Origin of the sequence: Streptomyces sp. NBC_00344 (assembly GCF_036088315.1) — a bacterium.
In the GTDB taxonomy this organism is placed as follows: domain Bacteria; phylum Actinomycetota; class Actinomycetes; order Streptomycetales; family Streptomycetaceae; genus Streptomyces.
Genome location: NZ_CP107996.1, coordinates 1,955,013 through 1,980,747, shown reverse-complemented (window position 1 = coordinate 1,980,747; position 25,735 = coordinate 1,955,013). Strand labels below are relative to the sequence as shown.

Below are 25,735 nucleotides of genomic sequence, written 5' to 3'. Positions count from 1 at the left end.
GCGGGCGGTCACTGGGGCGGCCTCCTCGGCAGCTTCGGCGCGGGGGTGGTGAAGGTGGGGGCGGGGAAGGGCAGCGAGAGCCGCTGGATCGCGGCCATCGGGACGGGCAGCCAGTCCGGGCGGTTCCTGGCTTCATAGAGGACTTCGTACACGGCCTTGTCGGTCTCGTAGGCGCGCAGCAGTTCCGGTTCGCCGCGCGGATCGGCGCCGGACACCGACGCGTACCCCTCGCAGTACGCGTCGCGGCAGTGCGTCGCCCACTGGGGGGCCCAGGGGCGGTGCGAGCGGGCGGCGTAGTCGAAGGAGCGCAGCATGCCCGCCACATCGCGGACCACCGGCTGCGGCCGGGTGCGTTCGGCGAGCGGGCGGGCCGGCTCACCCTCGAAGTCGATGACCGACCACTCGCCGTCCTTGGCGCGCAGGCTCTGCCCGAGATGGAGATCCCCGTGGATGCGCTGGGCAGCCCAGGTGCGGCCCGCGTGCCCGAGTTCGGCGAGGGCGTCGAAGGCGGTGCGCAGGCCCGCCGCGTAGGGGGCGAGGGCGGGTACCGCCTGGGCCGTCGCCTCGAGGCGCTCGGTCATCCCGGCGGCCAGGTGCTGTATCTGCTGCTTGCGCAGCACGGCCGTGGGGAGCGCGGAGGCCAGTGTGCCGTGCACCTCGGCGGTCGCCCGGCCGAGCGCACGCGCCCCCGCGGTGAAGTCGTGGCCATCGGCAAGGGCGTGCAGGGCCAGCTGCCAGCCGTCCTCCGAGCCGTACAGAAACGGCTGCAGGACACCCAGCGTCGCGGGCTCGGGCTCGGTGGCCTCGTACCAGGCGACCGGTGCCGGCACCCGGGCGCAGCCTGCCTGGGCCAGTGCGAGTGGCAGCTCCAGGTCCGGGTTCGATCCCGGGTGGACGCGGCGGAAGACCTTCAGAATAAACGTATCGCCATAGACCAGGGAGGTGTTGGACTGTTCGGCGCCGAGTGGGCGCGCGGGGAGCCCGGTGGGGATCACCGTGGCGGGATTGCGGTCGAAGCGCAGCGCGCCGAGCTGCCCCGGGGTCCGCAGGCGTTCGAAGAGCACCCCGGCGAGGCGCGGGTCGAGCAGCGCGTCGTAGATGTCGAGCCCGGCCAGCGGTCCTTCGTGCGCCCGGCCGATCCGTGCGGCGGCGAGCCGTGGCGGCAGCGCCGTCCTTACGCCGAGCAGCAGTTGGTAGCAGTCACCGGTGGGCCTGGCAGCGGCGGGGGAGTCCTGTTGTGCCTGGACGAGCAGATGCAGCAGTCCGGGGGCCGCGCCCAGCGGCAGCAGTTCGGTCGCCGCCCTCAGGGTGAAGGCGGTGACCGGACGCCCTTTGCCGGCGAACCAGCGCTGGCGGGGCAGCCACTCGTGCAGCAGCGGGGCGAGGGAGTCGAGCAGGCCGGCGGGGCCGAGAGGCCCGGCGGCGGGGCGCGGAGTGTTCCGGGTGGATGCAGCCTTGGACATGGCATCGCGTCCTTTCCCGGGCACACCACATGATGCGCAGAGTGTCCCGGATTGCGTGGGGTCGGCTCCCATGCTGAACGTAATGGGGGCGGGAATCCGGCTGTGCGGGACGGTGCGGGTGAGGATGGTCCATTTGGACGATGGCCCATTTGGACCTGGATCTCACTGATATGAAAGGGAGAGTGCCCAGGGTGGGGCGGAGGAAACCGCCCCACACCCGATGCGCCGTCAGCCGGCGGCGGCGGTGTCCTTCCGCAAACGGAACCAGTAGAAGCCGTGTCCGGCGAGTGTGAGCAGGTAGGGCAGCTCACCGATCGCGGGGAAGCGCACTCCGCCGATCAGTTCCACCGGATGGCGTCCGCTGAAAGTGGTGAGCTCGAGTTCCGTCGGCTGTGCGAACCGGGAGAAGTTGTGCACGCACAGCACCAGGTCGTCCTTGTACTCGCGCAGGAAGGCGAGCACCGCGGGGTTGGACGAAGGCAACTCGGTGTACGAGCCGAGGCCGAAGGCCTGGTTCTGCTTACGGATCTCGATCATCCGACGGGTCCAGTGCAGCAGCGAGGCCGGAGAGGCCATCGACGCCTCGACGTTCGTCACCTGGTACCCGTAGACCGGGTCCATGATCGTCGGGAGGTAGAGCCGCCCGGGGTCGCAGGACGAGAATCCGGCGTTTCGGTCCGGTGTCCACTGCATCGGCGTGCGTACGGCGTCCCGGTCGCCGAGCCAGATGTTGTCACCCATGCCGATCTCGTCCCCGTAGTAGAGGATCGGGGAGCCGGGCAGTGACAGCAGCAGCGCGGTGAACAGTTCGATCTGGTTGCGGTCGTTGTCGAGGAGCGGCGCGAGACGCCTGCGGATGCCGATATTGGCGCGCATCCGCGGGTCCTTGGCGTACTCCGCGTACATGTAGTCGCGCTCTTCGTCGGTGACCATCTCGAGGGTCAGCTCGTCATGGTTGCGGAGGAAGATGCCCCACTGCGCGTTCTTCGGAATGGCCGGGGTCTTGGCCAGGATCTCCGACACGGGATAGCGGGATTCCCGTCTGACCGCCATGAAGATGCGCGGCATCACCGGGAAGTGGAACGCCATGTGGCATTCGTCGCCCCCCTTCTTGAAGTCGCCGAAGTAGTCGACGACATCCTCGGGCCACTGATTGGCCTCGGCGAGCAGCACCGTGTCCGGATAGCCTGCGTCGATCTCGGCCCGTACCCGCTTCATGAATGCATGGGTCTGCGGCAGGTTCTCGCAGTTGGTTCCCTCGACCTGGTACAGATACGGGACGGCATCCAGCCGGAAGCCGTCGATACCCAGGTCGAGCCAGAAGCGCAGCGCCGAGATGATCTCCTCCTGCACCGCCGGGTTCTCGTAGTTGAGGTCCGGCTGGTGGGAGAAGAAACGGTGCCAGTAGTACTGCTTGCGCACCGGGTCGAAGGTCCAGTTCGACGTCTCCGTGTCGACGAAGATGATCCGCGCGTCCGGGAACTGCTTGTCGTCGTCGGCCCATACGTAGTAGTCGCCGTACGGCCCTTCTGGATCCTTGCGCGACTCCTGGAACCACTCGTGCTGATCGCTCGTGTGGTTCATGACGAAGTCGATGATCACGCGCATTCCGCGCTGATGGGTGGCGTCCACGAATTCCACGAAGTCGGCGAGATCGCCGAATTCCGGCAGCACGGACGTGTAGTCCGCCACGTCGTAACCACCGTCGCGCAGCGGTGATTTGAAGAAGGGCGGCAGCCAGAGACAGTCGACACCCAGCCACTGGAGGTAGTCCAGTTTGGCGGTGATTCCCTTGAGGTCGCCTACTCCGTCTCCATTGCTGTCCTGGAATGAGCGGACCAGGACCTCGTAGAACACCGCGCGTTTGAACCAGTCGGGGTCACGGTCCTTCGCTGGGGTGTCTTCGAACTTGTCGTGGACGGGTTCATTGACGATCATGGTGTGGGTGACCCTCCGATCGGCGGGGACGGTCGCAGGACCAGAATGTGCGCAGGCGTACTGCCCGGCTCCAGACGCACATAGTTGGCCCTGCCCCAGTGGTAGGTCTCACCGGTGAGCTCGTCGCGCACCGGGAAGGACTCGTGCCATGGCAGGCCGAGATCCGGCATGTCCAACGAGACCGTTGCCTCCTGGGTGTGGTGCGGGTCGAGGTTGACGACCACCAGAACAGTGTTCGAACCAGCGTCGTCCTCGGCCGACTTGGAGTAGGCGAGCACCGCGTCGTTGTCGGTGTGATGGAAGTGGACCGAACGGAGTCTGCGCAGCGCGGGATGGCGGCGGCGCAGCTCGTTGAGTGTGGTGATCAGGGGGGCGATGGTCCGGCCCTCGCGTTCGGCGGACTCCCAGTCCCGGGGCCGCAGTTGATACTTTTCGGAGTCCAGATAGTCCTCGCTGCCCGTCCGTGCTGTGGTGTTTTCGCACAACTCGTATCCCGCGTACACCCCCCAGGCCGGCGCCATGGTCGCTGCGAGCACCGCGCGCACCTCGAAGGCCGGCCGGCCTCCGTGCTGAAGGTATCCGTGCAGGATGTCGGGGGTGTTCACGAAGAAGTTCGGCCGCATGAACGGCGCGGATTCCTGGCTGAGTTCGGTGACGTACTCGGTGAGTTCCTGCTTGGTGTTGCGCCAGGTGAAGTACGTGTAGGACTGCTGGAAACCGACGGCGCCGAGGGTGCGCATCATCGCGGGCCTGGTGAACGCCTCGGCCAGGAAGATCACATCGGGGTCGGTGCCGTTGACGGCGGCGATGACCCGCTCCCAGAAGACCACCGGCTTCGTGTGCGGGTTGTCCACCCGGAAGATACGTACACCGTGCTCCATCCAGAAGCGCAGGATGCGTACGGTCTCTGCGACCAGGCCGTCCATGTCCCGGTCGAAGGCGATCGGATAGATGTCCTGGTATTTCTTGGGCGGGTTCTCCGCGTAGGCGATGGAACCGTCGGGACGGTGGTGGAACCACTCGGGGTGCTGTTCCACCCAGGGATGGTCGGGCGAACACTGCAGTGCGAAGTCCAGGGCGATCTCCATGCCCAGCTCTCCGGCCCGGCCGACGAAGTCGTCGAAGTCCTCCAGGGTGCCCAGTTCGGGGTGGACTGCGTCGTGCCCACCGTGCCGGGATCCGATGGCCCAGGGCACACCCACGTCATCGGGGCCGGCGCTGAGCGTGTTGTTGGGCCCCTTGCGATGGGTGGTGCCGATGGGATGGATGGGCGGGAGATAGACCACGTCGAAGCCCATGGCCGCCACCGCGGACAGCCGCTTTGCCGCCGTCCGGAAGGTCCCGCTGACCGGGGGCTTCCCCGCTTCGACGATCGCTCCTTCGGAGCGCGGGAACAGCTCGTACCAGGAACCGTAGAGCGCCCGCTCGCGCTCCACCAGCAGCGGAAGCCGCTCCGATTCGCTCACCAGCTCGCGCAGCGGGTAGCGGCCCAGGGCCTCTGTCACCTCGGGCCCCCGCGCGGCCGAGAGGCGCGCACCGGGGGGCAGACCGGTGTCGCGCAGCGCTTCCACCACCGCGAGGACCGCGGCGCGTCCCCTGGTCCTGGGTACGCCCGCCGCCGCGCGCTCGTAGAGATCCGCTCCCTCGGCGAGCACTGGTTCGGTGTCGATGCCGGCGGGAATCTTGATGCCGGCGGTGTGCAGCCAGGTGGCGACGGGATCACTCCAGGCCTCCACCGTGTATGTCCACCGGCCCTCACCGTCCGGCGTGACATCGGCGCCCCACCGGTCGGTGCCGGGCGCGAGTTCACGCATCGGAGTCCAGGGGCCGGGGCGGCCGCGCGGACTGCGCAGCACCACATTGGCCGCGACCGCGTCATGACCCTCGCGGAAGACGGTGGCGGTGACCTGGAAGGTCTCACCTGTCACCGCTTTGGCGGGCCGGCGCCCGCCGTCGACGAGCGGCTGCACATCGAGGACCGGGATGCGCCCGATCAGCCGGTCGGCGCGCGGCCGCTGGGGCGGTTTCGGGGACGTGGTGTGTTTTTTTGTCTGCTTGTCCGATGAAGACTGGCGGGCTGCGGGCATGACCGCTCCTGTCCGCGTTCACTCAATTGGCGGGGGGTGCACTCAGACAAGTACCGGGGGAGCCTTCCCTCACACCTCGGGTGGGCAATCCGGCTCCTGGGTTAAGTACTCGTGCGTAATGTGCAAGGCAAGCACCGTCCGCGCCGTGCACCGGGTGCGACCCCCGGTCCGGCCCGGGCTGCGCCACGGGGTTCACACCTTTGGCGGGATGTCAGCTGTCCACATGGAGCAGCGGTTTCGGTGGCCCGGCGTCCTCGCCGGACCGGACCGTACGGCAGGGACGGGCGATGCCTCCGTGTTGTGCACCAGACTTCCCCCTCTCGGCTGTGCGTCGCTTGTGGGCGTCACTGGGCAGCTTTGTCCGCCGGGCGAAGTATCACAAGGGTGCGTGAGGGGATGGAATTCGGCCATATCGGTGCTGGGACGGGTGGGGAGGGGCCGTCCGGACGTCTCCCCGCCGGACTCACGCCGCATCCGGTCCTGTCCACACCTGCCACGGCTGGTGGGTGACCCACAGGTCGACGGCGGAGGGGTGCACGCCCAGTGCCTGCGCCGATGTGCCGCCGTCACCCGCCAGCAGCCCGGGGTCATCGCCGGCCGCCATGTAGTGGTAGATGCCGGCCACACCCGCCGCCGCCACGGCGCCGATCTGTGCAGCCAGCCCCTTCTCGAAGACATCGGCGGGCAGCGCCTCGTACCGCACGCCACGCCCCAGTCCCATGGCGAACTCCTGCGCGAGACGGTCGCCGGTCAGGGACTGCGAGCCGCCGATGTCGAAGGTCCGGCCGTCTATGCCGTCGGCGAACATCGCGGCTGCCGTCGCTTCGGCCAGGTCCGCATGGGAGATCCAAGCCGTCTCGGTGCCGGCCGGCAGCGGATAGGCGAGGATCCCGTCCCGTGCCAGGGACGGGCCGTTCCACGGGCTGAAGAGATTGTCGAGATAGACCGGCGGCCGCAGCACCACCACGTCCACACCGCTCCGCCTGAGCACCGACTCGGCGAGCCGCCGGGTCTCGAAGGCGGCCACCCCGGTGGTCCGCCCGGGAATCCGGGTGTTGGCGTTGTAGACGATCCGCTGCACCCCGTTCTCACGGGCGGCTTCCCCGAGATGGCGGGCCCAGGTCTCTATCCGGTCCGGGTCGTACATCAGCGGCATCACCACCGATACATGGGTGGCGCCCTCCAGGAACCGCAGCACCTCGTCACGGTCGTCCAGGTCACCTGGGTGGCAGAAGACACCGGGGAGCTCGGGGCGCTCCGAGGCTGCCTTGCGGGTCAGAGTGCGGACCCGGTGACCTCGCGAGGTCAGCAGACGGGCCACCGCGCCGCCCTGGAATCCGGTCGCTCCCACGACCGCGCAACGCTGCAGCATGTGCTCGGACATGTGTATGAAAGCCCTTCGATAGGGTGGGGAGGCTGTTGTTGTCCCGGCTTCCAGGCTGGCGGCGGCGGCTTCGGCCGATCAATTAACAAACCGGGGCGGGAGTTGAGGGATCGTCCATGGAAATCCCCGGCGGCGACGACCTCATCGGAGAACTGCTCAGGCCGCTGCGCCTGACCGGGGTGTTCGACAGCCGCTGGCATGTCAACGCCCCCTGGGCCATCGAGGGTGACGCCGAGAGCAGCTGCGCCGTGCTCCACTACATCGTCGAAGGCGGCTGCTGGATCACCGGTGAGGGACATCAGCCGCTTCAACTGCGCGCGGGCGACCTCGCGTTCTTTCCCACCGGTATCGCGCACCGGCTGTCCGACCGGCCGGACCGGCAGGGGCTGCCGCTGCGTGCGGTGCTTCCCCGGCGCACCCCGGGCACCTCAGGGGAGATCCGGATCGAGGGCACCGGAGCGCGCAGCCGGCTGCTCTGCGCCGGTCTCCACTACGACGCCAGCGCGGCCACCGGGCTCTACAGAGCGCTGCCCTGGGTGCTGGTTCTCGACGGCTCCCAGGTCAGCAGGGAGCCCCTCCTCGGCGACACCCTCGCACTGCTCGCCGCTACCGACCGCCCCACCGCGCCGGGCGACCGGCTCATCACGCTACGGGCCTTCGAGATGGCACTGGTGCTCGCGATGCGTCCGTTGCTGCGCGAGCTGTCGTCGTCTCCCGCGGCGCTGCCGGTGCTGGGCCACCCGGGGATCAGCAAGGCCATGGTGATCATCGCCACCCGGTTCGCCGAGCCGTGGACGGTGGAGAGCCTGGCCCGGGAGGCGGGGATGTCACGTTCGGCGTTCACCGCTGCCTTCCGGTCCCTGGTGGGAGAGGCCCCCGCCCGGCATCTGACCGGCCGGCGGATGCAGGAGGCGGTACGGCTGCTGGGTGAGACGTCGCTGCCGCAGTCGTCCGTGCCCGAACGGGTCGGCTACCGCAGTGCGGTGGGCTTCCATCTCGCCTTCCGTAAATGGTTCGGAAAGACCCCGGGGGAGTACCGCACCACCTGCACTGCGGGGCTGGCCGGTTCTTAAGGACCGCTGGACGGTCGTTCATTGCCCCGGGTCGCCGCCGGGGGACAGGCTCGGCGAAGCGGGGTGCCCGTCTCTTGAGGAGAAAAGTTGACCAGGTCCGGCCAGGAGTACATCGAGTCACTGCGGGACGGGCGGGAGGTGTGGATCGACGGGGAGCGCGTCAAGGACGTGACAGCGCACCCGGCCTTCCGTAACACCGCCGCGTCCATCGCAGGCCTGTACGACCTGGCCCACGACTCGGCTCACTCGGCGGAACTCACCCACGAAGGGGTCCACCGGGCCTATCTGATCCCCCGCAGCCACCAGGACCTGGTGGCCAGGCGCACCGCGTACAAGGTGTGGGCCGAGGCGAGTTACGGATTCCTGGGCCGCACCCCGGACTACATGGCGGGTGGCGCCGCCGGATTCGCCGCGGCACCGCAGCTCTTCACCACGGACACCTTCGACGGCGCAGCCAATGTCCTGGCCTACCACCGCAGGCTCGCCCAGGGCGATCTCTATCCGGCGTTCACCATCACCAATCCGCAGACCGACCGCACCAGATCCGCCTCGGAGCAGGAGGAGGACGATCTGGTGGTGCGGGTCGTGGCGGAGAAGGACGGCGGAATCGTCGTACGCGGTGCCAAGATGATCGGCACCGCCGCGGTGTTCGGCAACGAGGTGATCGTCGGGACCATCGAGCCGCTCGCTCCGCAGGACATCGACCACGCGCTCACCTTCTCGCTCCCCATCGACACCCCTGGCCTGAAGTTCATCTCACGCACCTCCTACGAGGCCGGTGCGCGCAGTGTCTTCGACAACCCGCTCTCCTCACGCTTCGACGAGAACGACGCACTGCTGATCTGCGAGGACGTCTTCGTGCCCTGGGAGAACGTGCTCACCTACCGGAACGTGGACGCCGGCTTCGGCATGTGGTGGAAGACCCCGGCCTACGTCAACTTCGTGCACCAGGCGGCCACCAGGTTCTGGACCAAGCTCGAATTCCTCACCGGCATCGCCATCCTGATCACCAGGGCGAACAACACGTTCGACCTGCCGCCCGTGACCCAGGCGATCGGCCGTCTGATGGGCAAGGTCGCCCAGGCGAAGGCATTCGTGCTCGCCGCCGAGGTCTGCTGCGAAGAGGTCGACGGGGGACGCGGCGGTGTGATGCCCGGCAAGGACATCTCCTATGCGCAGCGCATCATGGCGGGCGAGCTGTACCCGCAGGCACTCCAGGAGATCAGGACGCTGGCAGGCGGCGGACTCATCCAGCTGCCCGCGTCGGCGCAGGATCTGCTGCATCCCGAGATCGGACCGCTGGTCGCCAAGTACATCCGCTCCCCGGGGCACTCTGCCGAGGAGCGCATCAAACTACTCAAGCTCGCCTGGGACGCCCTCGGTTCGGAGTTCGCCGGCCGCCATGAGCAGTACGAGCGCTTCTACCACGGCGCGCCGCACGTCTATCTGACCCAGCAGGCATGGGAGGGCGACACGGACGCCTGCGTACGGCTGGCCAGGCACTGTCTCGACGGCTACAGCCTGGGGCGGGCCGCCCGCGCATGACCCGCAGACCAGGGGCCGCCCTCGCGCTGCTCGCCGCCACCCAACTGCTGCTCGTCCTGGACACCGCGATCATCAACGTCGCACTGCCCTCGATCGGCGGCGATCTGGGTTCCGGCTCGGCAGGTCTGTCCTGGGTGGCCAACGCTTATCTGATCACCTTCGGCGGACTGCTGCTGCTCGGCGGGCGCACCGCCGATCTGCTGGGCCACCGGCGGCTGTTCATCAGTGGTCTCGGCCTGCTTGCCTCCGCGTCGGCGGCGGGCGGCCTCGCGGGCAGCCCGGAACTCCTCATCGCCGCACGGGCCGTCCAGGGAGCGGGTGCGGCCCTGGCGGCGGCAGCAGCTTTCGCCCTGCTGCTCGTCCTTTTCCCCGAAGGACCCGCGAGGCACCGGGCGCTGGGGGCGTTCGCCGCCATGGGAGGGCTGGGCGGGGTGCTCGGTACGGTGCTCGGCGGAGTGCTCACATCGGCCTTCGGCTGGCGTTCCACCTTCTGGCTGAATGTGGTCGCGGCCCTGGTGCTCGCCGCGCTCGCACCGCGCATCGCCGGGGACGGCAAACCCGGCACCGACCGAGGTATCGACCTGGCGGGCGCGCTGAGCGCCACCGGCGGCCTGGGGCTGATCGCCTACGCGCTGGTGGGCGTCGGCACGTACGGCTGGACATCACCGCGTACCCTCCTCGCGGCCGTGGCCGGCGCCGGACTCCTCGCCGTCTTCGCGGCGGTCGAGCCCCGTGCGGCCAGGCCGCTGCTGCCGCCCGCCGTACTGCGCCGTCCCGCGCTCCGCCGCGCCAACGTCCTCAGCGCACTGGCCCAGATGGCACTCTTCCCGATGTTCTTCCTGGTGAGCCTCTTCCTGCAGTCGGTGATCGGCGAGTCGCCGCTCACCGGCGGTCTGGGGCTGCTGCCACTGTCGCTGGTGGTCGTGGCGGTGGCACCGCAGACCGGACGGATCGTCCAGCGGTTCGGACTTCGCACCACCATGACGGCCGGCTTCACCCTGCTGCTCGCCGGCATGCTCTGGCTCGGCCTGGCACTCTCCGCCGACGGGACCTTCGCGAGCACGGTGCTGGCACCCAGCCTGGTGCTCGGCGCCGCGCTGCCGCTCGTCATGGTCACGACCAATGTGGCGGCCACCGCGGAGGCGGCGCCCGAGGAGACCGGACTGGCCTCCGGACTCATCAACACCAGCCAGCAGTTCGGTGCGGTGCTCGGTCTCGCGGTGCTGGTCGCCGTCGCGTCCTCACACACCGACGCCACCGCGGGCTTCCGCGCGGCGCTGCTCACCGGCGCCGCGTTCGCGGCCGTTGCCGTACCGCTCACCCTGCGGCTGCGCCTTCCGGAGCCCGTCGGCACACAGCCCGCCCGGCGCCCGGACCCGGACACGGCATCCGAGCGCCGCGGCGTGCGCTGACCGGTCGACCGCACGTTCCGCTCCTCTCTCATCCCCGCCTCATCCCCGAAGGAACTCCCTTGTCCGTCTCGTCCGTTCATGACCTGGTCACCCGCCGCCGGGAACCGCTGTACCGGATAGCCGAGATCTGTGAGGCCGATCCGCTCGCAGCCGACGCGCTCTGCCGGATGCTGCCCGCGATGAACCGGGCGGCCGACGTACCGGCCCTCACCGCGGCGCTGCGTGAGCTGACGCCGGATGCCGAACGGATCGCCACCCTGAACACCGTCGGATCCCTGGCCGCGATGCGGGACCTCGGTATGTTCCTCGGATCCCTGAAGCGGCACGGCACCGAGCCCTGCGCGGCCGTACCCGGCGTGCTGCCCGTGCTCGGCGAACTCGGCCGGCGCACCGCAATGGTCCCGCGGGACACCGTGCACCACTACACGACCTGGAACCCGGCGGGCCGGCGGCAGCGGATGTACACCGGCGACCCCATGGAGGGCTGTCTGCAGGACGCCGTCCGGATGGTCTTCCCCGACCTGGTGGCCACTCTGGACACCTGCGAGGAGCTCACCGGACTCGAACCCTACGACCCGGCCTTCGCCCACGCGCTCGACCGCACGGACGAGCACGTCCGGGCCATGGTGGACTCCATCGACCACACCGTCGCCCATGTCTCGCCGGTCTACTTCGCGCAGGTGCTGCGCCCGTACTTCGAGGAGATCGACGTCGGCGGATGCGGCCTGCTCGGCCCCGCCGCCGCGCAGGTGCCCCTCTGGCTCGTCGATATGACGCTCTGGCAGTCGGACAGGCCGGGAGCGCGGTACGCCTCCTTCATCGACGAGTCGGTGCCCTACAGCCTGCCGTCCTGGCGGGCCTTCCACGCCAGGCACGCGGGCAGCCCGTCGGCTGTCAGCAAGCTGTCCGCCGCGGTCAGCTGGGAAGGCATGGAGCGGCTGCCCCCGCAGCTCACGGCGTCGGCGGTGTCGCTCGCCAGGGTGCTGCGGACCCTCAAGACCTTCCGGGCCCGTCACTTCACGATTGCCCGTAAGGCGTACAGCGACGAGGTGCGGCTCTACGAGAAGGGGAGCGGCGGGGCCCCGGTCGAGCTGCTGCGCTCGGTGCTCGATCTGACCAGGGACAACGAAACCCTGGTGCGCCGTTCCACCCGTCCACGCACCTCCGCCTGAGGCCAGAGGAGACTGATGATGACCCAGATCGTGATCGCCGGCGGCGGGATAGCCGGGCTCACCGCGGCCCTGAGTCTGCACGCGGCCGGGTTCACCGAGGTGACCGTGGTGGAGGCGGCCCTGGAGAGCAGGCCGGTCGGCGCCGGGCTGAACATCATGCCCAACGCGGTCCGGGAGCTGGACGCGCTCGGTCTGCTGGAGCGCCTCGAGGGGACCGCGGTACGCACCCGTGAGCTGCGCTACTACCACCGCAGCGGCGGCCTGATCTCCCGCGAGCCGCGTGGCCGGACCGCGGGCTACCGCTGGCCGCAGCTCTCGATGCCCCGCGGTGACCTCCGGGCGGTGCTCGCCGAAGCGGTACGGGAGCGGCTGGGCGCACGTGCCCTCATTCCCGGCGCCCGGGTGACAGCCGTGGAGCACTTGCCGGACGGCCGGGCCAGGATCGAACTGGAGTGCCGGTCGAAGGGGCCGGGGGGCCGTGCCTCTCTGGCCCCCGGTGTACTGGTCGGCGCGGACGGCATCCGTTCGGTGGTCAGGGCCGCGCTCAACCCGTTCGAGGGCGATCCGCCGTGGAACGGGATGCTGGTCTGGCGCGGTGTCTCCCGGATGCCCGCGGAACGGGCTGCCGCATTCATGCTGATCGCAGGCGACGACCGCCAGAAAGCCGTGGTCTACCCGATGTCGGAGCCCGACGGTGAGGGCCGGGTCCTGGTCAACTGGGCCCTGGCACGGCCCGGCGATGCCACGGCCGGCCGGTTCAGGGGTGACTGGAACCGGCCGGTCCCGGTCAGCCGGTTCGTCCATCACTACGAGGGCTGGACCTTCGACGGGGTCGATGTGGCCGAGGTCGTCCGTGCTGCCGATGAGGCATTCGAGTATCCGATGGTGGACCGGGAGCCGCTGGAGCGCTGGACCCGCGGCCGTATCACCCTGATCGGTGACGCCGCCCACGCCATGTACCCGATCGGCTCCAACGGGGCGACCCAGTCCGTCATCGACGCCCGCGCGCTGGCGCACGCCCTCGCCGCCCACCACTCCCCCGCCGACGCGCTGGCCGACTACGAGGCAGAACGCAGGCCGGTGATGACGGAACTGCAGCGCGCCAACCGGCAGCTGGGGCCGGAGGTCGTCATCAAGCTGGCTCATGAGCGGGCACCGGGCGGGTTCACCGACATCCGGGACGTCATTCCGGCCGCCGAGCTCGACGCCATCGCGAAGCGGTACGCAGCGGCCGGGGCGTTCGACCCGCGTACGGTCAACCAGGGCTCGCCCTACACAGTTGAGTCCCTCGGTGCGCCTGTGATCTGAGCGCGACCGGCGCGCGGGCGGGACCTGCCGGTGCGCGCTTGCGCCGTGGTTGCGGAGGACGGCTACCGCTACCGTCGGGGGTGAAGTGCGGGCGCACACCGTTGTGCGTCCCCTTGGATGTGCATATCCCCTGCGAAGGTGGAACACGTGAAGGCCATTCGTCGATTCACCGTCCGCCCCGTCCTCCCCGAGCCGCTGCTCCCACTGGGCGAGCTCGCCCGCAACCTCCGCTGGTCCTGGCACGCCGGGACCCGTGATCTCTTCAAGGCAGTCGACCCCGAAGGCTGGCAGGCCGCAGGCGGCGACCCCGTACGGCTGCTCGGCGCGGTGCGCGCCGAGCGGCTGGCCGCGCTGGCCGCCGACCGGGCGTTCCTGCGGCGGCTCGGCTCCGCGGCCGCCGACCTGGACGCCTACCTGCATGACGAGCGGTGGTATCAGCAGCAGTCCGCCGGGCTGCCCGCGGCCATCGGATACTTCTCGCCCGAATTCGGTGTCACCGCGGCGCTCCCGCAGTACTCCGGAGGCCTCGGCATCCTCGCCGGTGACCATCTGAAGGCAGCCAGCGATCTCGGGGTACCGCTCATCGGTGTCGGTCTGCTCTACCGGCACGGTTACTTCCGGCAGTCCCTCTCGAGGGACGGCTGGCAGCAGGAGCACTATCCGGTGCTCGACCCCGACGAGCTGCCGGTGAGCCTGCTGCGCGAGGAGGACGGCTCGCCGAGCCTGATCTCTCTCGCGCTGCCCGGCGGCCGCTCGCTGCGCGCCCATATCTGGCGGGCCCGGGTGGGCCGGGTGCCGCTGCTGATGCTGGACTCCGACGTCGAGGAGAACGAACCGCGTGAGCGTGATGTCACCGACCGGCTCTACGGCGGCGGCAGCGAACACCGGCTCCTCCAGGAGATGCTGCTCGGCATCGGCGGAGTACGGGCCCTGCGCTCCTACTGCCGCCTCACCGGGCATCCCGCCCCCGAGGTGTTCCACACGAACGAGGGCCACGCCGGATTCCTCGGTCTCGAGCGGATCCGTGAACTCACGGCAGAGGGACTGGATTTCGACTCCGGACTCGAAACGGTGCGGGCCGGTACGGTCTTCACGACCCACACCCCCGTACCGGCCGGCATCGACCGATTCGACCGCGAGCTGGTCGCCCACCACTTCGGGGACGACGGAGAGCTGCCGGGTGTCGATGTCGGGCGGGTGCTCCAGCTGGGCATGGAGTCCTATCAGGGCGGCGAGCCGAACCTCTTCAACATGGCGGTGATGGGGCTGCGGCTCGCGCAGCGCGCCAACGGCGTCTCCACGCTGCACGGCGCGGTGAGCCGGGAGATGTTCGCCGGACTGTGGCCGGGATTCGACCCCGAAGAGGTGCCCATCACCTCCATCACCAACGGCGTGCACGCCCCTACCTGGGTGGCGCCCGAGGTCTTCCGGCTGGGCGCAGGGCAGATCGGGGCCGAACGCGCCGAGCAGGCCCTGGCGGTCGGTGGCTCGGAACGCTGGGACGGCCTCGCGGAGATTCCCGACGCGGAGATCTGGCAGCTCCGGCGGACCCTCCGGGAACAGCTCGTCGCCGAGGTCCGCACCCGGCTGCACGCGTCCTGGCGGGGGCGCGGCGCGTCCGAAGCCGAACTCGGCTGGATCGAGGGAGTCCTGGATCCCGATGTCCTGACCATCGGCTTTGCCCGGCGGGTCCCCTCGTACAAGCGCCTCACTCTGATGCTGCGCGACCGCGACCGGCTGATGGAGCTGCTGCTCCATCCGACCAGGCCGATCCAGATCGTCGTCGCCGGCAAGGCCCATCCGGCCGACGACGGCGGCAAACGGCTGGTCCAGGAACTCGTGCGGTTCGCGGACGATCCCCGGGTGCGCCACCGCATCGTCTTCCTGCCGGACTACGGCATGGCGATGGCCGAAAGGCTCTATCCGGGCTGCGACGTCTGGCTGAACAACCCACTGCGCCCGCTGGAGGCCTGCGGTACCTCCGGCATGAAGGCCGCGCTCAACGGCTGTCTGAATCTCTCGGTTCTCGACGGCTGGTGGGACGAGTGGTTCGAGCCGGACTTCGGCTGGGCCATCCCGACGGCCGACGGCTCGGGAATGGACGAGGACCGGCGCGACGAGCTGGAATCCGCCGCGCTGTACGAACTGATCGAGGACCGGGTCGCACCGCGCTTCTACGAACGGACGGACGGCGGGCTTCCCGGACGGTGGGTCGAGATGGTCCGCAGCACCCTGGTCACCCTGGGTCCGAAGGTCCTGGCGGGGCGGATGGTGCGCGAATACGTGGAGCGGCTCTATGCACCCGCGGCTCTCGCGCACCGGGAACTGGGCCCCGCCACCGCACGGGATCTCGCCGGCTGGAAGGCCCGCGTGCGCGCCGCCTGGCCCTACGTCCATGTCGACCATGTGGAGGCCCTCGCACCGAACGCGGTCAACGGCACCGCGGAGCTCGGCTCCACGCTCTCCCTGCGGGTGCGGGTAGTCCTGGGTGACCTGCGGCCGGACGATGTGGAGGTGCAGGCGGTGTCCGGGCGGGTCGATGCGCAGGACCGGATCACGGAGTCCATCGGATTCCCGCTGAAGCCGTCCGGCGGTCCCGACCTGGAGGGGAACTGGCTCTACGAAGGCCCCCTCGCCCTCGACCGTACGGGCCCCTACGGCTACACGGTGCGCGTACTGCCCGCGCACCGCTTGCTCGCCACCGGAGCCGAGCTGGGTCTGGTCGCACTGCCGACCGAGGCCACCGGGGAGGGCGCGGGGGTACTGCTGCGCTGAGGCACCGTCAGGTCAACGAGGCCCGGCACCACTTCGGTGCCGGGCCTCCTGCTGTCCCGTCGTCGTCCCCGCCGTCGTGGTCCGGGTCTTCGTGTTCTGAACGTTTCTCTTGACGTGCCCATGGAATCCCTTTAGGTTCCACACGCACAACAGCGTTCACTATCACAACAGTTGTTCATGTGTGTGAACCGCATGAGGGCCCAGGTGATCTCACCGATGGTTCTCCCCGACCGGAAGGCACTCCCCACATGCGTACCGGAACCACCTCGCACCGATCGAAGCGCCACGTCAGAGCCTGGGCCGTCGGCCTCGCTGCCACGCTGGCCGGTGTACTCGGCCTGACCCTGATACCCCAGGCCATGGCGGCCAGAACGCCGACGGCCCCCTCCGGACCGGCAGCGGCCGCAGCCCCCGCCGCCTTCACCCATCCGGGCGTTCTCGTCAGCCGCCCGCAGCTCGACTTCGTACGCGGCAGGGTCCAGGCGAACGCCGAACCCTGGTCGAGCGCCAACGCCCAGATGATGGCCAGCAGTTACGCGTCGCTGTCCCGCACCCCCAAGCCCCGGGCCAATGTCGAGTGCGGTTCGTACTCCAACCCCAACAACGGTTGTACGGACGAGCGCGAGGACGCCATCGCCGCGTACACGGACGCCCTCGCCTGGTACATCACCCGGGACGACCGCTACGCCCAGAAGTCCATCGCGCTGATGGACGCCTGGTCCGCCGTGATCAAGGAGCACACCAACAGCAACGCACCGCTCCAGACCGGCTGGGCCGGCTCGGTCTGGCCGCGCGCCGCCGAGATCATCAAGTACACCTACGACAGCTGGCCCAACTCCGGCCGCTTCGCGACCATGCTCCGCACCGTCTATCTGCCCGAGGTCATCAACGGCTCGCACAGCAATGGCAACTGGGAGCTGTCCATGACGGAGGCCGCCATCGGGATCTCCGTCTTCCTCGAGGACCACACCTCCTACGACAAGGCGGTCGCCACGTTCCGGGGCCGTGTCCCCGCCTACATCTACCTCAGCTCGGACGGCGCCCTGCCCAAGGTCGCACCGGGCAGCGGCCTCAGCGGCAGGGACGCGATCGTCTCGTACTGGCAGGGCCAGTCCACCTTCATGACCGGGCTCACCCAGGAGACCTGCCGCGACCTGACCCACACCGGCTACGGCATCTCCGCGATCGCCCATATCGCCGAGACCAGCCGCATCCAGGGCCAGGACCTCTATCCGGAGATCCAGGAGCGGCTGCGCCAGGCACTGGGATTCCAGGCCAAGTACATGATGGGTGCCGCGGTGCCGTCCAACCTGTGCGGCGGCAGCCTCAAGGACAGCCTCGGGCCGGTCACCGAGGTGGGCTACAACGCGCTGCACAACCGTCTGGGGATCGCGATGACCCAGACCCAGGCACTCACCGAGAAGCAGCGCCCCGCGGGCACGAACAACCTGTTCGTGGCCTGGGAGACGCTGACCCACGGGGACAACCCGGCCTGACCCGTGTCTGTTCGGAGGCGGCCGGTGCGGCGTGCCACGGGCACGCCGCACCGGCCGCCGTCCGTTCCGGCCCCGCGGCGTCCACCACCGCCTTGGATGCCAGGACCTCACCGGTGAAACACAGCCGGTAGGCGGGCAGCGAGACGAAGGGCCCGGTCCGGTAGTACACGCAGTCCTGGCCCGTCGGCTGCGGCGGCGCACCGTCCGGGGCGCCGTCCATGGCGTACGACGGAAGCCGGGACCCCAGATCGGCCCTGCTGTCGCCCACCCGGACGAGGTCGTACCGCGAGCGGTCGAGCACCGACCCGTAGCGGTTGTTGAGCGCGGCGGCGCCGATCAGTACCCCGAGGGCCGCGGTCACCGCCAGCGGAACCCAGATCGCCTGCTTCAGACGCCGCCGCACCTGCCGGCGTTCACGGGCCAGCTCCCGTGCGGAGGTGCTGGTCTCCCGCGCGCGGGCAGCGAGGACCGGGCCGGGTACCAGCGGCAGGGATGCCGTCACCTCGAAACCGCCGTCCGGCAGCGGCCCATGGGTGAGTACGCCGCCGGCCAGGCGGATGCGTTCGTCGAGTCCGACCAGGCCGGTACCGCTGCCCGTCGCGTGCGGCGCCGGGCCCGCCGGACACGGCCCGCAGGTGACAGTGACGGTGACCGCGGCGCCGGACCGCACCACCCGCACCATCACCTGTGCCCCCGGCGCGTGCTTCGCCGCGTTGGTCAGCGACTCCTGAACGGTCCGGTGGACGGCGTGCTCATCCGGCAGGTCCTTCAGGCGGGTGCGCTCGGCACCGGGCTCCTGGCCACCACCTACAACCAGGCCAACGTGGTGCCCGCCGGGCTGTACTTCCTGCTCATCGGCGGCGCGCTGAACTCCGTACTGGTACCGCAGCTGGTCCGCGCACGGCTGGAGCATCCGGACGGCGGACTCGCCTTCGAGCAGCGTCTGGTCACCCTCACGGTGTGCTTGCTGACCGCGGGCACGATCGCGGCCGTGGCGGGCGCGCCGCAGATCATCGGCCTCTACCAGAGGGACACCGCGGGCAACCACGCGGCATTCGAGCTGACAGTGGCGTTCGCCCGGTTCCTGCTGCCGCAGATCCTCTTCTACGGGCTGTTCGGCATCCTGGGTCAAGTGCTCAACGCCCGGGGGAGGTTCGGCGCGATGATGTGGGCCCCGGTGCTCAACAACGCTGTCTTGATCACGGTGTTCGGCGGCTGTCTCGCTCTCACGACCGCTCCTGACCGGGTGCAGGACATCACCGGTACGCAGGTGGCCCTCCTCGGAACGGGGACCACACTGGCACTCGCCGTCCAGGCGCTGGCGCTGATCCCCTCTGTCCGGGCCACCGGATTCCGCTTCCGTCCCCGCTTCGACTGGCGCGGCGCCGGGCTGCGCAAGAGTGCCGGCGCGGCCCGCTGGACCCTCCTCTTCGTCCTGGCCAACCTGGCGGCCGCCACAGTGGTGACCCGCTATGCCTCGGCGGCCGACGCGAGCCTGCCCGACGACGGGGTGGGTTTCTCCTCCTACACCTACGCCCAGACGATCTGGATGCTGCCGCAGTCGGTCGTCACGGTCTCGCTGGTCACAGCGCTGCTGCCGCGGATGAGCCGGGCGATCGCCGAACACCGCACCGGCGACATGCGCGAGGACCTCTCCCGCGCCCTGCGCGTCAGCGGCGCCTTCATCGTGCCCGCTGCCGTCTTCTTCGTCTTCTTCGGCCCGGAGACAGCCCGGTTGCTCTTCGCCCACGGCGCGGCAGACGCCGCGTCCACCCGGCCCTTGGGACACATGCTGCAGGTGTTGGGCCCCGGTCTGATCCCCTTCTCGGCGCAGTACCTGCTGCTGCGCGGCTTCTATGCCATCGAGGACACCAGGACCCCGTTCCTGATGGCCGTGTGCATCGGCGGCACCGACGCCGGACTGGCCGCCCTCTGCCATCTGCTGCTTCCGCCCCGCTGGGCGGTCACCGGCATGGCGGCGGCCTACACCGCCTCGTACGCGGTGGGTCTGTGCGTCACCGCCGTACTGCTGCGGCGGCGACTGGGGGGCCGGCTGGACGGCAGTCGGCTGTGTCACACCTACGGCAGGCTGGGCGCAGCCGCGCTCGCGGCCGGAACCCTGGGCCGGACGGCGGCGGACTTCTGCCCGGCCCTTTCCGCAGTGCCCGGCCTGGCCGCCGCACCGGCGGTGGCCGCCGGCGGTGCGACCATGCTGCTGTTCTTCGTGGTGTTCGCCCGGGCGCTGAGGGTCGGTGCGTTCCGGAAACCGCCGGAACCGATGTGAACCCGGCTCTCCGGCGGAACCTCACACAGGGCCGTCCACCAGCCCGGCCTCATAGGCCAGAATCGCCAGCTGTACGCGGTTCCTGAGCTCCAGCCTGCTGAGTACGGCGCTGACATGGGCCTTCACCGTCCCTTCGACCACGTGGAGCCGGGCCGCGATCTCCGCGTTGGAAAGCCCGGCACCGAGCAGGGCCACCACCTCGCGTTCCCGACCGGTCAGCGGTTCGAGCCGGGTACGCGCCCCGGCGGCCCGGGAGAGCCGGCCGGTACCGAGATGGGCGATGACGCGCCGCGCCACCTGGGGAGAGAGGAAGGCCGCACCGCCGGCGACAGCCTGGATGCCCGCGACCAGTTCGCGGGGGTCCCCGGACTTCAGGAGGAAGCCGCTCGCACCGGAGCCGAGCGCCCGCACGATGTACTCGTCCTCCGAGAAGGTGGTGAGCATGACCAGTGAGGTGCCGGGTGACGTCCTGCGCAGTTCCTCCGCTGCCTGCAGACCGTCGAGGCGCGGCATACGGATGTCGAGCAGCGCCACGTCCGGGCGGTGTTTCAGGGTCAGTTCGACCGCCTCGCGCCCGTCTCCCGCTTCCGCGACGACCTCGAAGGACGGGTCGGCGCCGAGGATCGCCCGGATCCCGGCGCGGATCATCGTTTCGTCGTCGGCGAGGAGAACACGTACCCGTGCGTCGGTCATCCGGCAAGCCTAAGGGCCCCGTCCCGCGCCGGGGTGCGGCGCGGAACGGGGCCCATCGGGACCTCTGGTGCTGCTACTTCACGTTGAGACCGGTCCAGGCCGCACCGACGGCCTTGTACTCGGCGCTGTCCGCGCCGTACAGGTCACCGGCCGCCTTCAGGGTCGCCGTACGGGCGGCCGCGTAGTTGGTCGTGGACGTCATGTACGTCGTCAGGGCCTTGTACCAGATCTGGACGGCCTTGTCCCGGCCGATGCCGGTGACCGTCGAGCCGTCCGATGTGGGCGAGTCGTAGTTGACGCCGTTGATGGTCTTCTTGCCGCTGCCCTCGCTCAGCAGGTAGAAGAAGTGGTTGGCGACGCCCGACGAGTAGTGCACGTCGAGGTTGCCGACGCCCGCCGACCAGTAGTCGGCCGAGCCGCCGTCCTTGCTGGGCTTGTCCATGTAGCGCAGCGGCGATCCGTCGCCGTTGATGTCGATCTTCTCGCCGATGAGGTAGTCGCCGGGGTCGGTGGCGTTGTCGGCGTAGAACTCGACTGCGGTGCCGAAGATGTCCGATGTCGCCTCGTTGAGACCGCCTGACTCGCCGGTGTAGTCGAGCTTGGCGGTGGCTGCCGTCAGGCCGTGCGACATCTCGTGTCCGGCCACGTCGATGGCGGTCAGCGGGTCGGCGTTGCCCGCGCCGTCGCCGTACGTCATGCAGAAGCAGCTGTCGTCCCAGAAGGCGTTGACGTAGCTGTCGCCGTAGTGGACCCGGCTGTAGGAGGCGACGCCGTCACCCGCGATGCCGTTCCGCTTGAGGACGTTCTTGTAGAAGTCCCAGGTCTCGGCCGCGCCGTAGTGCGCGTCCACGGCCGCGGTCTGGTCGTTGGACGCCTTGCCGTCGCCCCACGTGTCGTCGGCGTCGGTGTAGAGGGTGCCCTTGCCGGACGTGCCGTGGTTGAGGTTGTACGTCTTGTGGCCGCCCCGGTCCCCGTCACTCAGCTGGAACTGGGATCCCGACTTCGTCGTGGTCAGAGTGACCTTGCCGCTGTACTCGCTGTTGCCGGTACCGGTCTTGATGGCCTGCCACTGCGAGAGCTTCTTGCCGGTGGCGGCGTCGGTGACGACATGCAGCTCGTTCGGGGTGCCGTCGTCCTGGAAACCGCCGATGACGGTCTCGTAGGCGAGTGTCGGCTTCCCGGCGGCCGCCCAGACGACCTTGCGGGGCGTCTTGCCGGCGGAGGCCTTGTCCGCGCCGGCCGACTTGGCCGCGGAGAGCGCCTTCTGCTGCGCGGCGGCCGGCTTCACGGCCGCGGTCGTGGTCGCCACCTTGATGGCGGCCTTGGTGGCCTTGGTGACACCGCTGACCGTGCCGGACTTGGCGGTGTGCACGACCAGGTCACCGCCGAGGACGGGCAGTCCTTCGTAGGTGCGCTCGTACCGGGTGTGCGTGGTGCCGTCGGCGTCCTTGATGACGTCCCGGACGACCAGCTTCTCCTTGCTGCCGAGACCGAGCGTGTTCGCGGTGGCCGCGACCGTGGTGCTCGCCGCACGGAGCAGACTCGCGTGCTGGCCGGAGGAGAGGGTGAGGGCCTGGGCTCCGATCGTGGCCTTCGTGGGGGTGGCACCTGCGGAGCCGGAGGTGAGGGTGGTGAGACCGGTGGCCAGCAGTGCTGCGACCGCTATGGAACCGGCGATGCGCTGGGAACGCGATATACGTGAAGTCACTCGTTTTTCCCTTTCAAAGGTGGGGGGTTGGGATATGCGGGTGACGTGCTGTCGTGCTGCCCGGGGGAGATTGGGGTCGCCCCGGGCAGCACGTTCATGTTGCGGTGGAAATGGAACAGATGGAACAGGTGTTGTGTGGCGAACTCGTGAAACGAGTGGGACACATGGTGCGGATCGGACCAGCTGGGGTCAGAAGGTCAGCTTCCAGCTGTTGATCTTCCCGGTGTCCTGAGCCGCCACGTCCTGAACCTTCAGCTTCCAGGTTCCGTTGGCCACCTCGGACGAGGCGTTGACGGTGTACGTCGCCACCACGTTGTCCGCGGAGTCCGAGGAACTGGAGTTCTTGAGGCGGTAGGTGCTGCCGTCCGGGGCGACCAGGTCGATGACCAGGTCACCGCGCCAGGTGTGCGTGATGTTCACGTCCACCTTCAGCGTGGAGGGAGCGTTGCCCGTCACACCGGTGACCGGGATGGGCGAGGTGACCGCCGCGCCGGCGTCCGGGATGGACACGGGCGTGGTGGACTGGAAGACGGTGCCGCCGGAGCCGCCGCCGCCGGACCGAGCGCCGACGTTGATGCCCGCCCAGGCATCCTGGACGGCCTTGTACTCGGCGCTGGTCGCGCCGTACAGGGCGCTGGCCGCGGCGAGCGTGCCGGTGCGTGCCGACGCGTAGTTGGTCGTCGACGTGAACTGCTCGGTGAGCGCCTTGTACCAGATCAGCTGCGCCTTGTCGCGGCCGATGCCGGTGACCGGAAGGCCGTCGGAGGTCGGCGAGTTGTAGCTGACGCCGTTGATGACCTTGGCGCCGCTGCCCTCGCTGAGCAGGTAGAACCAGTGGTTGGCGGGGCCCGACGAGTAGTGGACGTCGAGGTTGCCGACGCCGGAGTACCAGGAGTCGGCCGAGCCGCCGTCCTTGCTGGGCTTGTCCATGTAGCGCAGCGGAGTGCCGTCGCCGTTGATGTTGATCTTCTCACCGATGAGGTAGTCGCCCTTGTCGGTGGCGTTGTTGGCGTAGAACTCCACGGAGGTGCCGAAGATGTCCGACGTCGCCTCGTTGAGACCGCCCGACTCACCGCTGTAGTTGAGCCCCGCGGTCGCGGCGGTGACGCCGTGCGACATCTCGTGGCCCGCCACGTCGAGCGCGGTCAGCGGGTCCGCGTTGCCGGAACCGTCCCCGTAGGTCATGCAGAAGCAGCTGTCGTCCCAGAAGGCGTTGACGTAGCTGTTGCCGTAGTGGACGCGGGAGTACGCGGCGACACCGTCGCCGGCTATACCGGTCCTGCCGAAGACGTTCTTGTAGAAGTCCCAGGTCTCGGCCGCGCCGTAGTGGGCGTCGGCGGCGGCGGTCTCGGTGTTGGAGGCGAGGCCGTTGCCCCACACGTCGTCACTGCCCGAGTAGAGCGTGCCCGTGCCGGACGTACCGTGGTTCAGGTTGTACGTCTTGTGGCCGCCCCGGGCGGCGTCGTTCAGGGTGTAGGTCGACCCGGACTGGGTGGTGCCGAGGGTGACCTGGCCGCTGTACTCGGTGTTCCCGACGCCGGTCTCGATGGCCTGTCGCTCGTAGAGCTTCTTGCCGGTGGCCGCGTCCGTGATGACATGCAGCTCGCTCGGGGTGCCGTCGTCCTGGAAGCCGCCGATGACGGTCTCGTAGGCGAGTGTCGGCTTGCCCTGCGCCAGCCACACCACCTTGCGGGGGGCGCGGTCGGCCGAGGTCTTCTTCGACCCCTGGACCGCGGCGGCCTTCAGGGCCGTCTTCTCAGCGGCGGCCGGTGCCACCGACGCACTGGTGCTGATGTTCTTGAGCTCTGCGCGGGACGCCTTGGTGACGCCCTCGCTCTGCCCCGCCTTCGACTCGGTGACGACCAGGTCGCCGCCGAGCACGGGCAGTCCTTCGTAGGTGCGCTCGTACCGGGTGTGCGTGGTGCCGTTGCGGTCCTTGACGACGTCACGGACCTGGAGCTGCTCCTGGGCCCCGAGGCCGAGGTCCTTCGCGGTGGCCGCCTTGGTGGCATTGGCCTGGCGTATCAACTCAGCCCGTTGTGCGGGCGAGAGCTTGGCCGGGAGGGCGCCGGTACCGGCCTTGCCGGTCACCGCGGATGCGCTGCCGGTGTTCTCGGGTGTTGCGGAGGCAGTGCCGGCCTGGACGCCTACGGCGAGCAGGGCCGCTGCGGCGATGAGGGCGCCGGTGGCGGTGGCACGACGATGCGTGGGTCTCACGCGGACTCCTTCTGCAAGGGGGGACGGGGCGGCCCCGGTGAGCCGTCCCGGCAGAGCAAGCAGTGCGCAGAACGGGGAGAGCGTGACATCTACCACCCGGTACTGTCAGGACCGCGTCAACAAGTTGGCTGGAAATCGTCCGTTGTCCGTATGGTCATGTTCGGTATACGGAATCTTTGCCGGTGAGCACCGCGGTGCCGTCCAGAATGCGGGACAGCCCGAATTCGAAGACGGTGCCGAGATCGAGCCGGAAACCTTCCTGTTCCGCCAGCGAGTTCAGGTGCGGGTAGGCGCCGGTCGCCTCAAGAGCGTGGAACTGTGTCTCGTTCCGGGCCATCCACTCGTCCTCCGACATCCCGGTGTCCTGTCGCGCCTGTGCCTCCAGATCGCCCGCCAGGGCCAGCCCCTGGACGTAGCCGAACAAGGCGAGGTGAAGGTGCATCACCTGCACCTTGGTGAGACCGGTGTCCGCACCCGCGCGCAGCATCCACTCGGTGTAGGCCATCGCGTTCGGCGCCGGCGCGGGCCGGGTGATGGAGGCCATGGCGTGGGCCATCCACGGGTGGCGGTTGTATGCGTCCCACAGCCAGCGGGCGCCCAGCTCGAAGCGCTCGCGCCACGCCGCGGGCTGCACGGCGGGCAGCGGACGCTCGCCGCAGACCGCGTCCGACATCAGGCGTACGAGCTCAGCCCTGCCCTGGACGTGGCGGTACAACGCCATGGTGGAGAGCCCGAGTTCGGTGGCGGCCCGCCGCATGGACAGCGCGGACAGTCCCTCGGCATCGGCGATGGTGACCGCGGTGCGGACGATGCGGTCACGGTTCAGGGCCGGTCCCGGCCGGACCGCCGTCGGAGGCGCCGCGACCACCGTGCCGACGCCGGGAACCGCGCGCACCAGGCCCTCCTGGCGCAGGACGGCCAGCGCCTTGGTCGCAGTGGCCATGGCCACGCCCCACTCCCGGGTGATGGCGCGGGTCGAGGGGACGGGCTCACCCGGCAGGAGCGTGCCGTCCTCGATGGCACGGCGGATGCCGTCGGCGATGCGCAGATAGGGCGGCTGGTTGCTCATGGCCGCACTGTACTAGTGCACTCATACCCACATCTTCCCTTGGAACAGGGGGATTTGGCGGTCAGCACAGCAGCGCACTAGGAGGGTGTTTGTGGTGTACGCACCCGAGCT

General features: G+C 69.4%; 17 protein-coding genes. 8 read left to right on the top strand and 9 right to left on the bottom strand.

Translation table 11 applies throughout. From position 1 onward, the window contains the following. Positions 1 to 8: 8 nt before the first annotated feature. The 4 genes from OHS16_RS08730 to OHS16_RS08715 all read right to left on the bottom strand — a co-directional run bounded on the left by OHS16_RS08730 (position 9) and on the right by OHS16_RS08715 (position 6,872). Positions 9 to 1,463 carry a maltokinase N-terminal cap-like domain-containing protein gene (locus OHS16_RS08730; protein WP_328536599.1) on the bottom strand — a complete coding sequence of 485 codons (1,455 nt, stop codon included), beginning with the start codon at positions 1,461 to 1,463 and terminating at the stop codon, positions 9 to 11. Positions 1,464 to 1,691: 228 nt separating this feature from the next. Further along, a complete protein-coding gene (gene treS / locus OHS16_RS08725) occupies positions 1,692 to 3,401 on the bottom strand; it encodes a maltose alpha-D-glucosyltransferase (RefSeq protein WP_328536598.1) in 1,710 nt (569 codons plus the stop codon). Next, positions 3,398 to 5,398 carry an alpha-1,4-glucan--maltose-1-phosphate maltosyltransferase gene (locus tag OHS16_RS08720; protein WP_328540771.1) on the bottom strand — a complete coding sequence of 667 codons (2,001 nt, stop codon included), beginning with the start codon at positions 5,396 to 5,398 and terminating at the stop codon, positions 3,398 to 3,400. The genes treS and OHS16_RS08720 overlap by 4 nt, the downstream gene beginning before the upstream one ends. Positions 5,399 to 5,951: 553 nt before the next feature. Then, on the bottom strand, positions 5,952 to 6,872 hold the full coding sequence (locus tag OHS16_RS08715) for an SDR family oxidoreductase (protein ID WP_328536597.1): 921 nt from the start codon (positions 6,870 to 6,872) through the stop codon (positions 5,952 to 5,954). A 116-nt stretch (positions 6,873 to 6,988) separates the two neighbouring features. On the opposite strand from OHS16_RS08715, the gene OHS16_RS08710 reads away from it, so the two are divergent. From OHS16_RS08710 to OHS16_RS08680, 7 genes are all read left to right on the top strand, one after another. Beyond that, entirely contained in the window at positions 6,989 to 7,945 is a 957-nt protein-coding gene (locus tag OHS16_RS08710; protein WP_328536596.1) for an AraC family transcriptional regulator, read from the top strand. Positions 7,946 to 8,032: 87 nt separating this feature from the next. Further along, the gene (locus tag OHS16_RS08705) at positions 8,033 to 9,490 is read left to right on the top strand and encodes a 4-hydroxyphenylacetate 3-hydroxylase family protein (protein WP_328536595.1); all 1,458 of its coding nucleotides are present in this window, start codon (positions 8,033 to 8,035) and stop codon (positions 9,488 to 9,490) included. Further along, positions 9,487 to 10,902 (top strand): MFS transporter, encoded by a 1,416-nt coding sequence (locus tag OHS16_RS08700; RefSeq protein WP_328536594.1) that lies wholly within the window; start codon positions 9,487 to 9,489, stop codon positions 10,900 to 10,902. Before OHS16_RS08705 ends, OHS16_RS08700 begins: the two co-directional genes overlap by 4 nt. Before the next feature lie 59 nt (positions 10,903 to 10,961). Continuing rightward, a complete protein-coding gene (locus OHS16_RS08695) occupies positions 10,962 to 12,074 on the top strand; it encodes a monodechloroaminopyrrolnitrin synthase PrnB family protein (protein WP_328536593.1) in 1,113 nt (370 codons plus the stop codon). 18 nt (positions 12,075 to 12,092) lie between these two features. After that, positions 12,093 to 13,382: an FAD-dependent monooxygenase gene (locus OHS16_RS08690; protein WP_328540770.1), complete on the top strand. Its 1,290-nt coding sequence runs from the start codon at positions 12,093 to 12,095 to the stop codon at positions 13,380 to 13,382. 147 nt (positions 13,383 to 13,529) lie between these two features. After that, positions 13,530 to 16,157 (top strand): alpha-glucan family phosphorylase, encoded by a 2,628-nt coding sequence (glgP, locus tag OHS16_RS08685; RefSeq protein WP_328536592.1) that lies wholly within the window; start codon positions 13,530 to 13,532, stop codon positions 16,155 to 16,157. A gap of 248 nt (positions 16,158 to 16,405) precedes the next feature. Continuing rightward, complete coding sequence (locus OHS16_RS08680) at positions 16,406 to 17,653, top strand: alginate lyase family protein (protein ID WP_443042580.1); 1,248 nt, start codon at positions 16,406 to 16,408, stop codon at positions 17,651 to 17,653. Here OHS16_RS08680 and OHS16_RS08675 read toward each other — a convergent pair. Continuing rightward, entirely contained in the window at positions 17,571 to 18,374 is an 804-nt protein-coding gene (locus OHS16_RS08675; RefSeq protein WP_328540768.1) for an ATP-binding protein, read from the bottom strand. The two genes, OHS16_RS08680 and OHS16_RS08675, sit on opposite strands and share 83 nt — an antisense overlap. Positions 18,375 to 18,401: 27 nt before the next feature. Here OHS16_RS08675 and murJ point away from each other — a divergent pair, with 27 nt between their 5' ends. Next, positions 18,402 to 19,937 carry a murein biosynthesis integral membrane protein MurJ gene (murJ, locus tag OHS16_RS08670; RefSeq protein WP_328536591.1) on the top strand — a complete coding sequence of 512 codons (1,536 nt, stop codon included), beginning with the start codon at positions 18,402 to 18,404 and terminating at the stop codon, positions 19,935 to 19,937. 21 nt (positions 19,938 to 19,958) lie between these two features. Here the strand turns inward: murJ and OHS16_RS08665 are convergent, their stop codons facing one another. The 4 genes from OHS16_RS08665 to OHS16_RS08650 form a co-directional block, all read right to left on the bottom strand. Then, positions 19,959 to 20,630 (bottom strand): response regulator transcription factor, encoded by a 672-nt coding sequence (locus tag OHS16_RS08665; protein WP_328536590.1) that lies wholly within the window; start codon positions 20,628 to 20,630, stop codon positions 19,959 to 19,961. Positions 20,631 to 20,703: 73 nt separating this feature from the next. Then, positions 20,704 to 22,338 carry a M4 family metallopeptidase gene (locus OHS16_RS08660; protein ID WP_328536589.1) on the bottom strand — a complete coding sequence of 545 codons (1,635 nt, stop codon included), beginning with the start codon at positions 22,336 to 22,338 and terminating at the stop codon, positions 20,704 to 20,706. Between the two features lie 189 nt (positions 22,339 to 22,527). After that, positions 22,528 to 24,555 (bottom strand): M4 family metallopeptidase, encoded by a 2,028-nt coding sequence (locus OHS16_RS08655; protein ID WP_328536588.1) that lies wholly within the window; start codon positions 24,553 to 24,555, stop codon positions 22,528 to 22,530. A 154-nt stretch (positions 24,556 to 24,709) separates the two neighbouring features. Next, the gene (locus OHS16_RS08650) at positions 24,710 to 25,624 is read right to left on the bottom strand and encodes a TetR/AcrR family transcriptional regulator C-terminal domain-containing protein (protein ID WP_328536587.1); all 915 of its coding nucleotides are present in this window, start codon (positions 25,622 to 25,624) and stop codon (positions 24,710 to 24,712) included. Between the last annotated feature and the right edge of the window lie 111 nt (positions 25,625 to 25,735).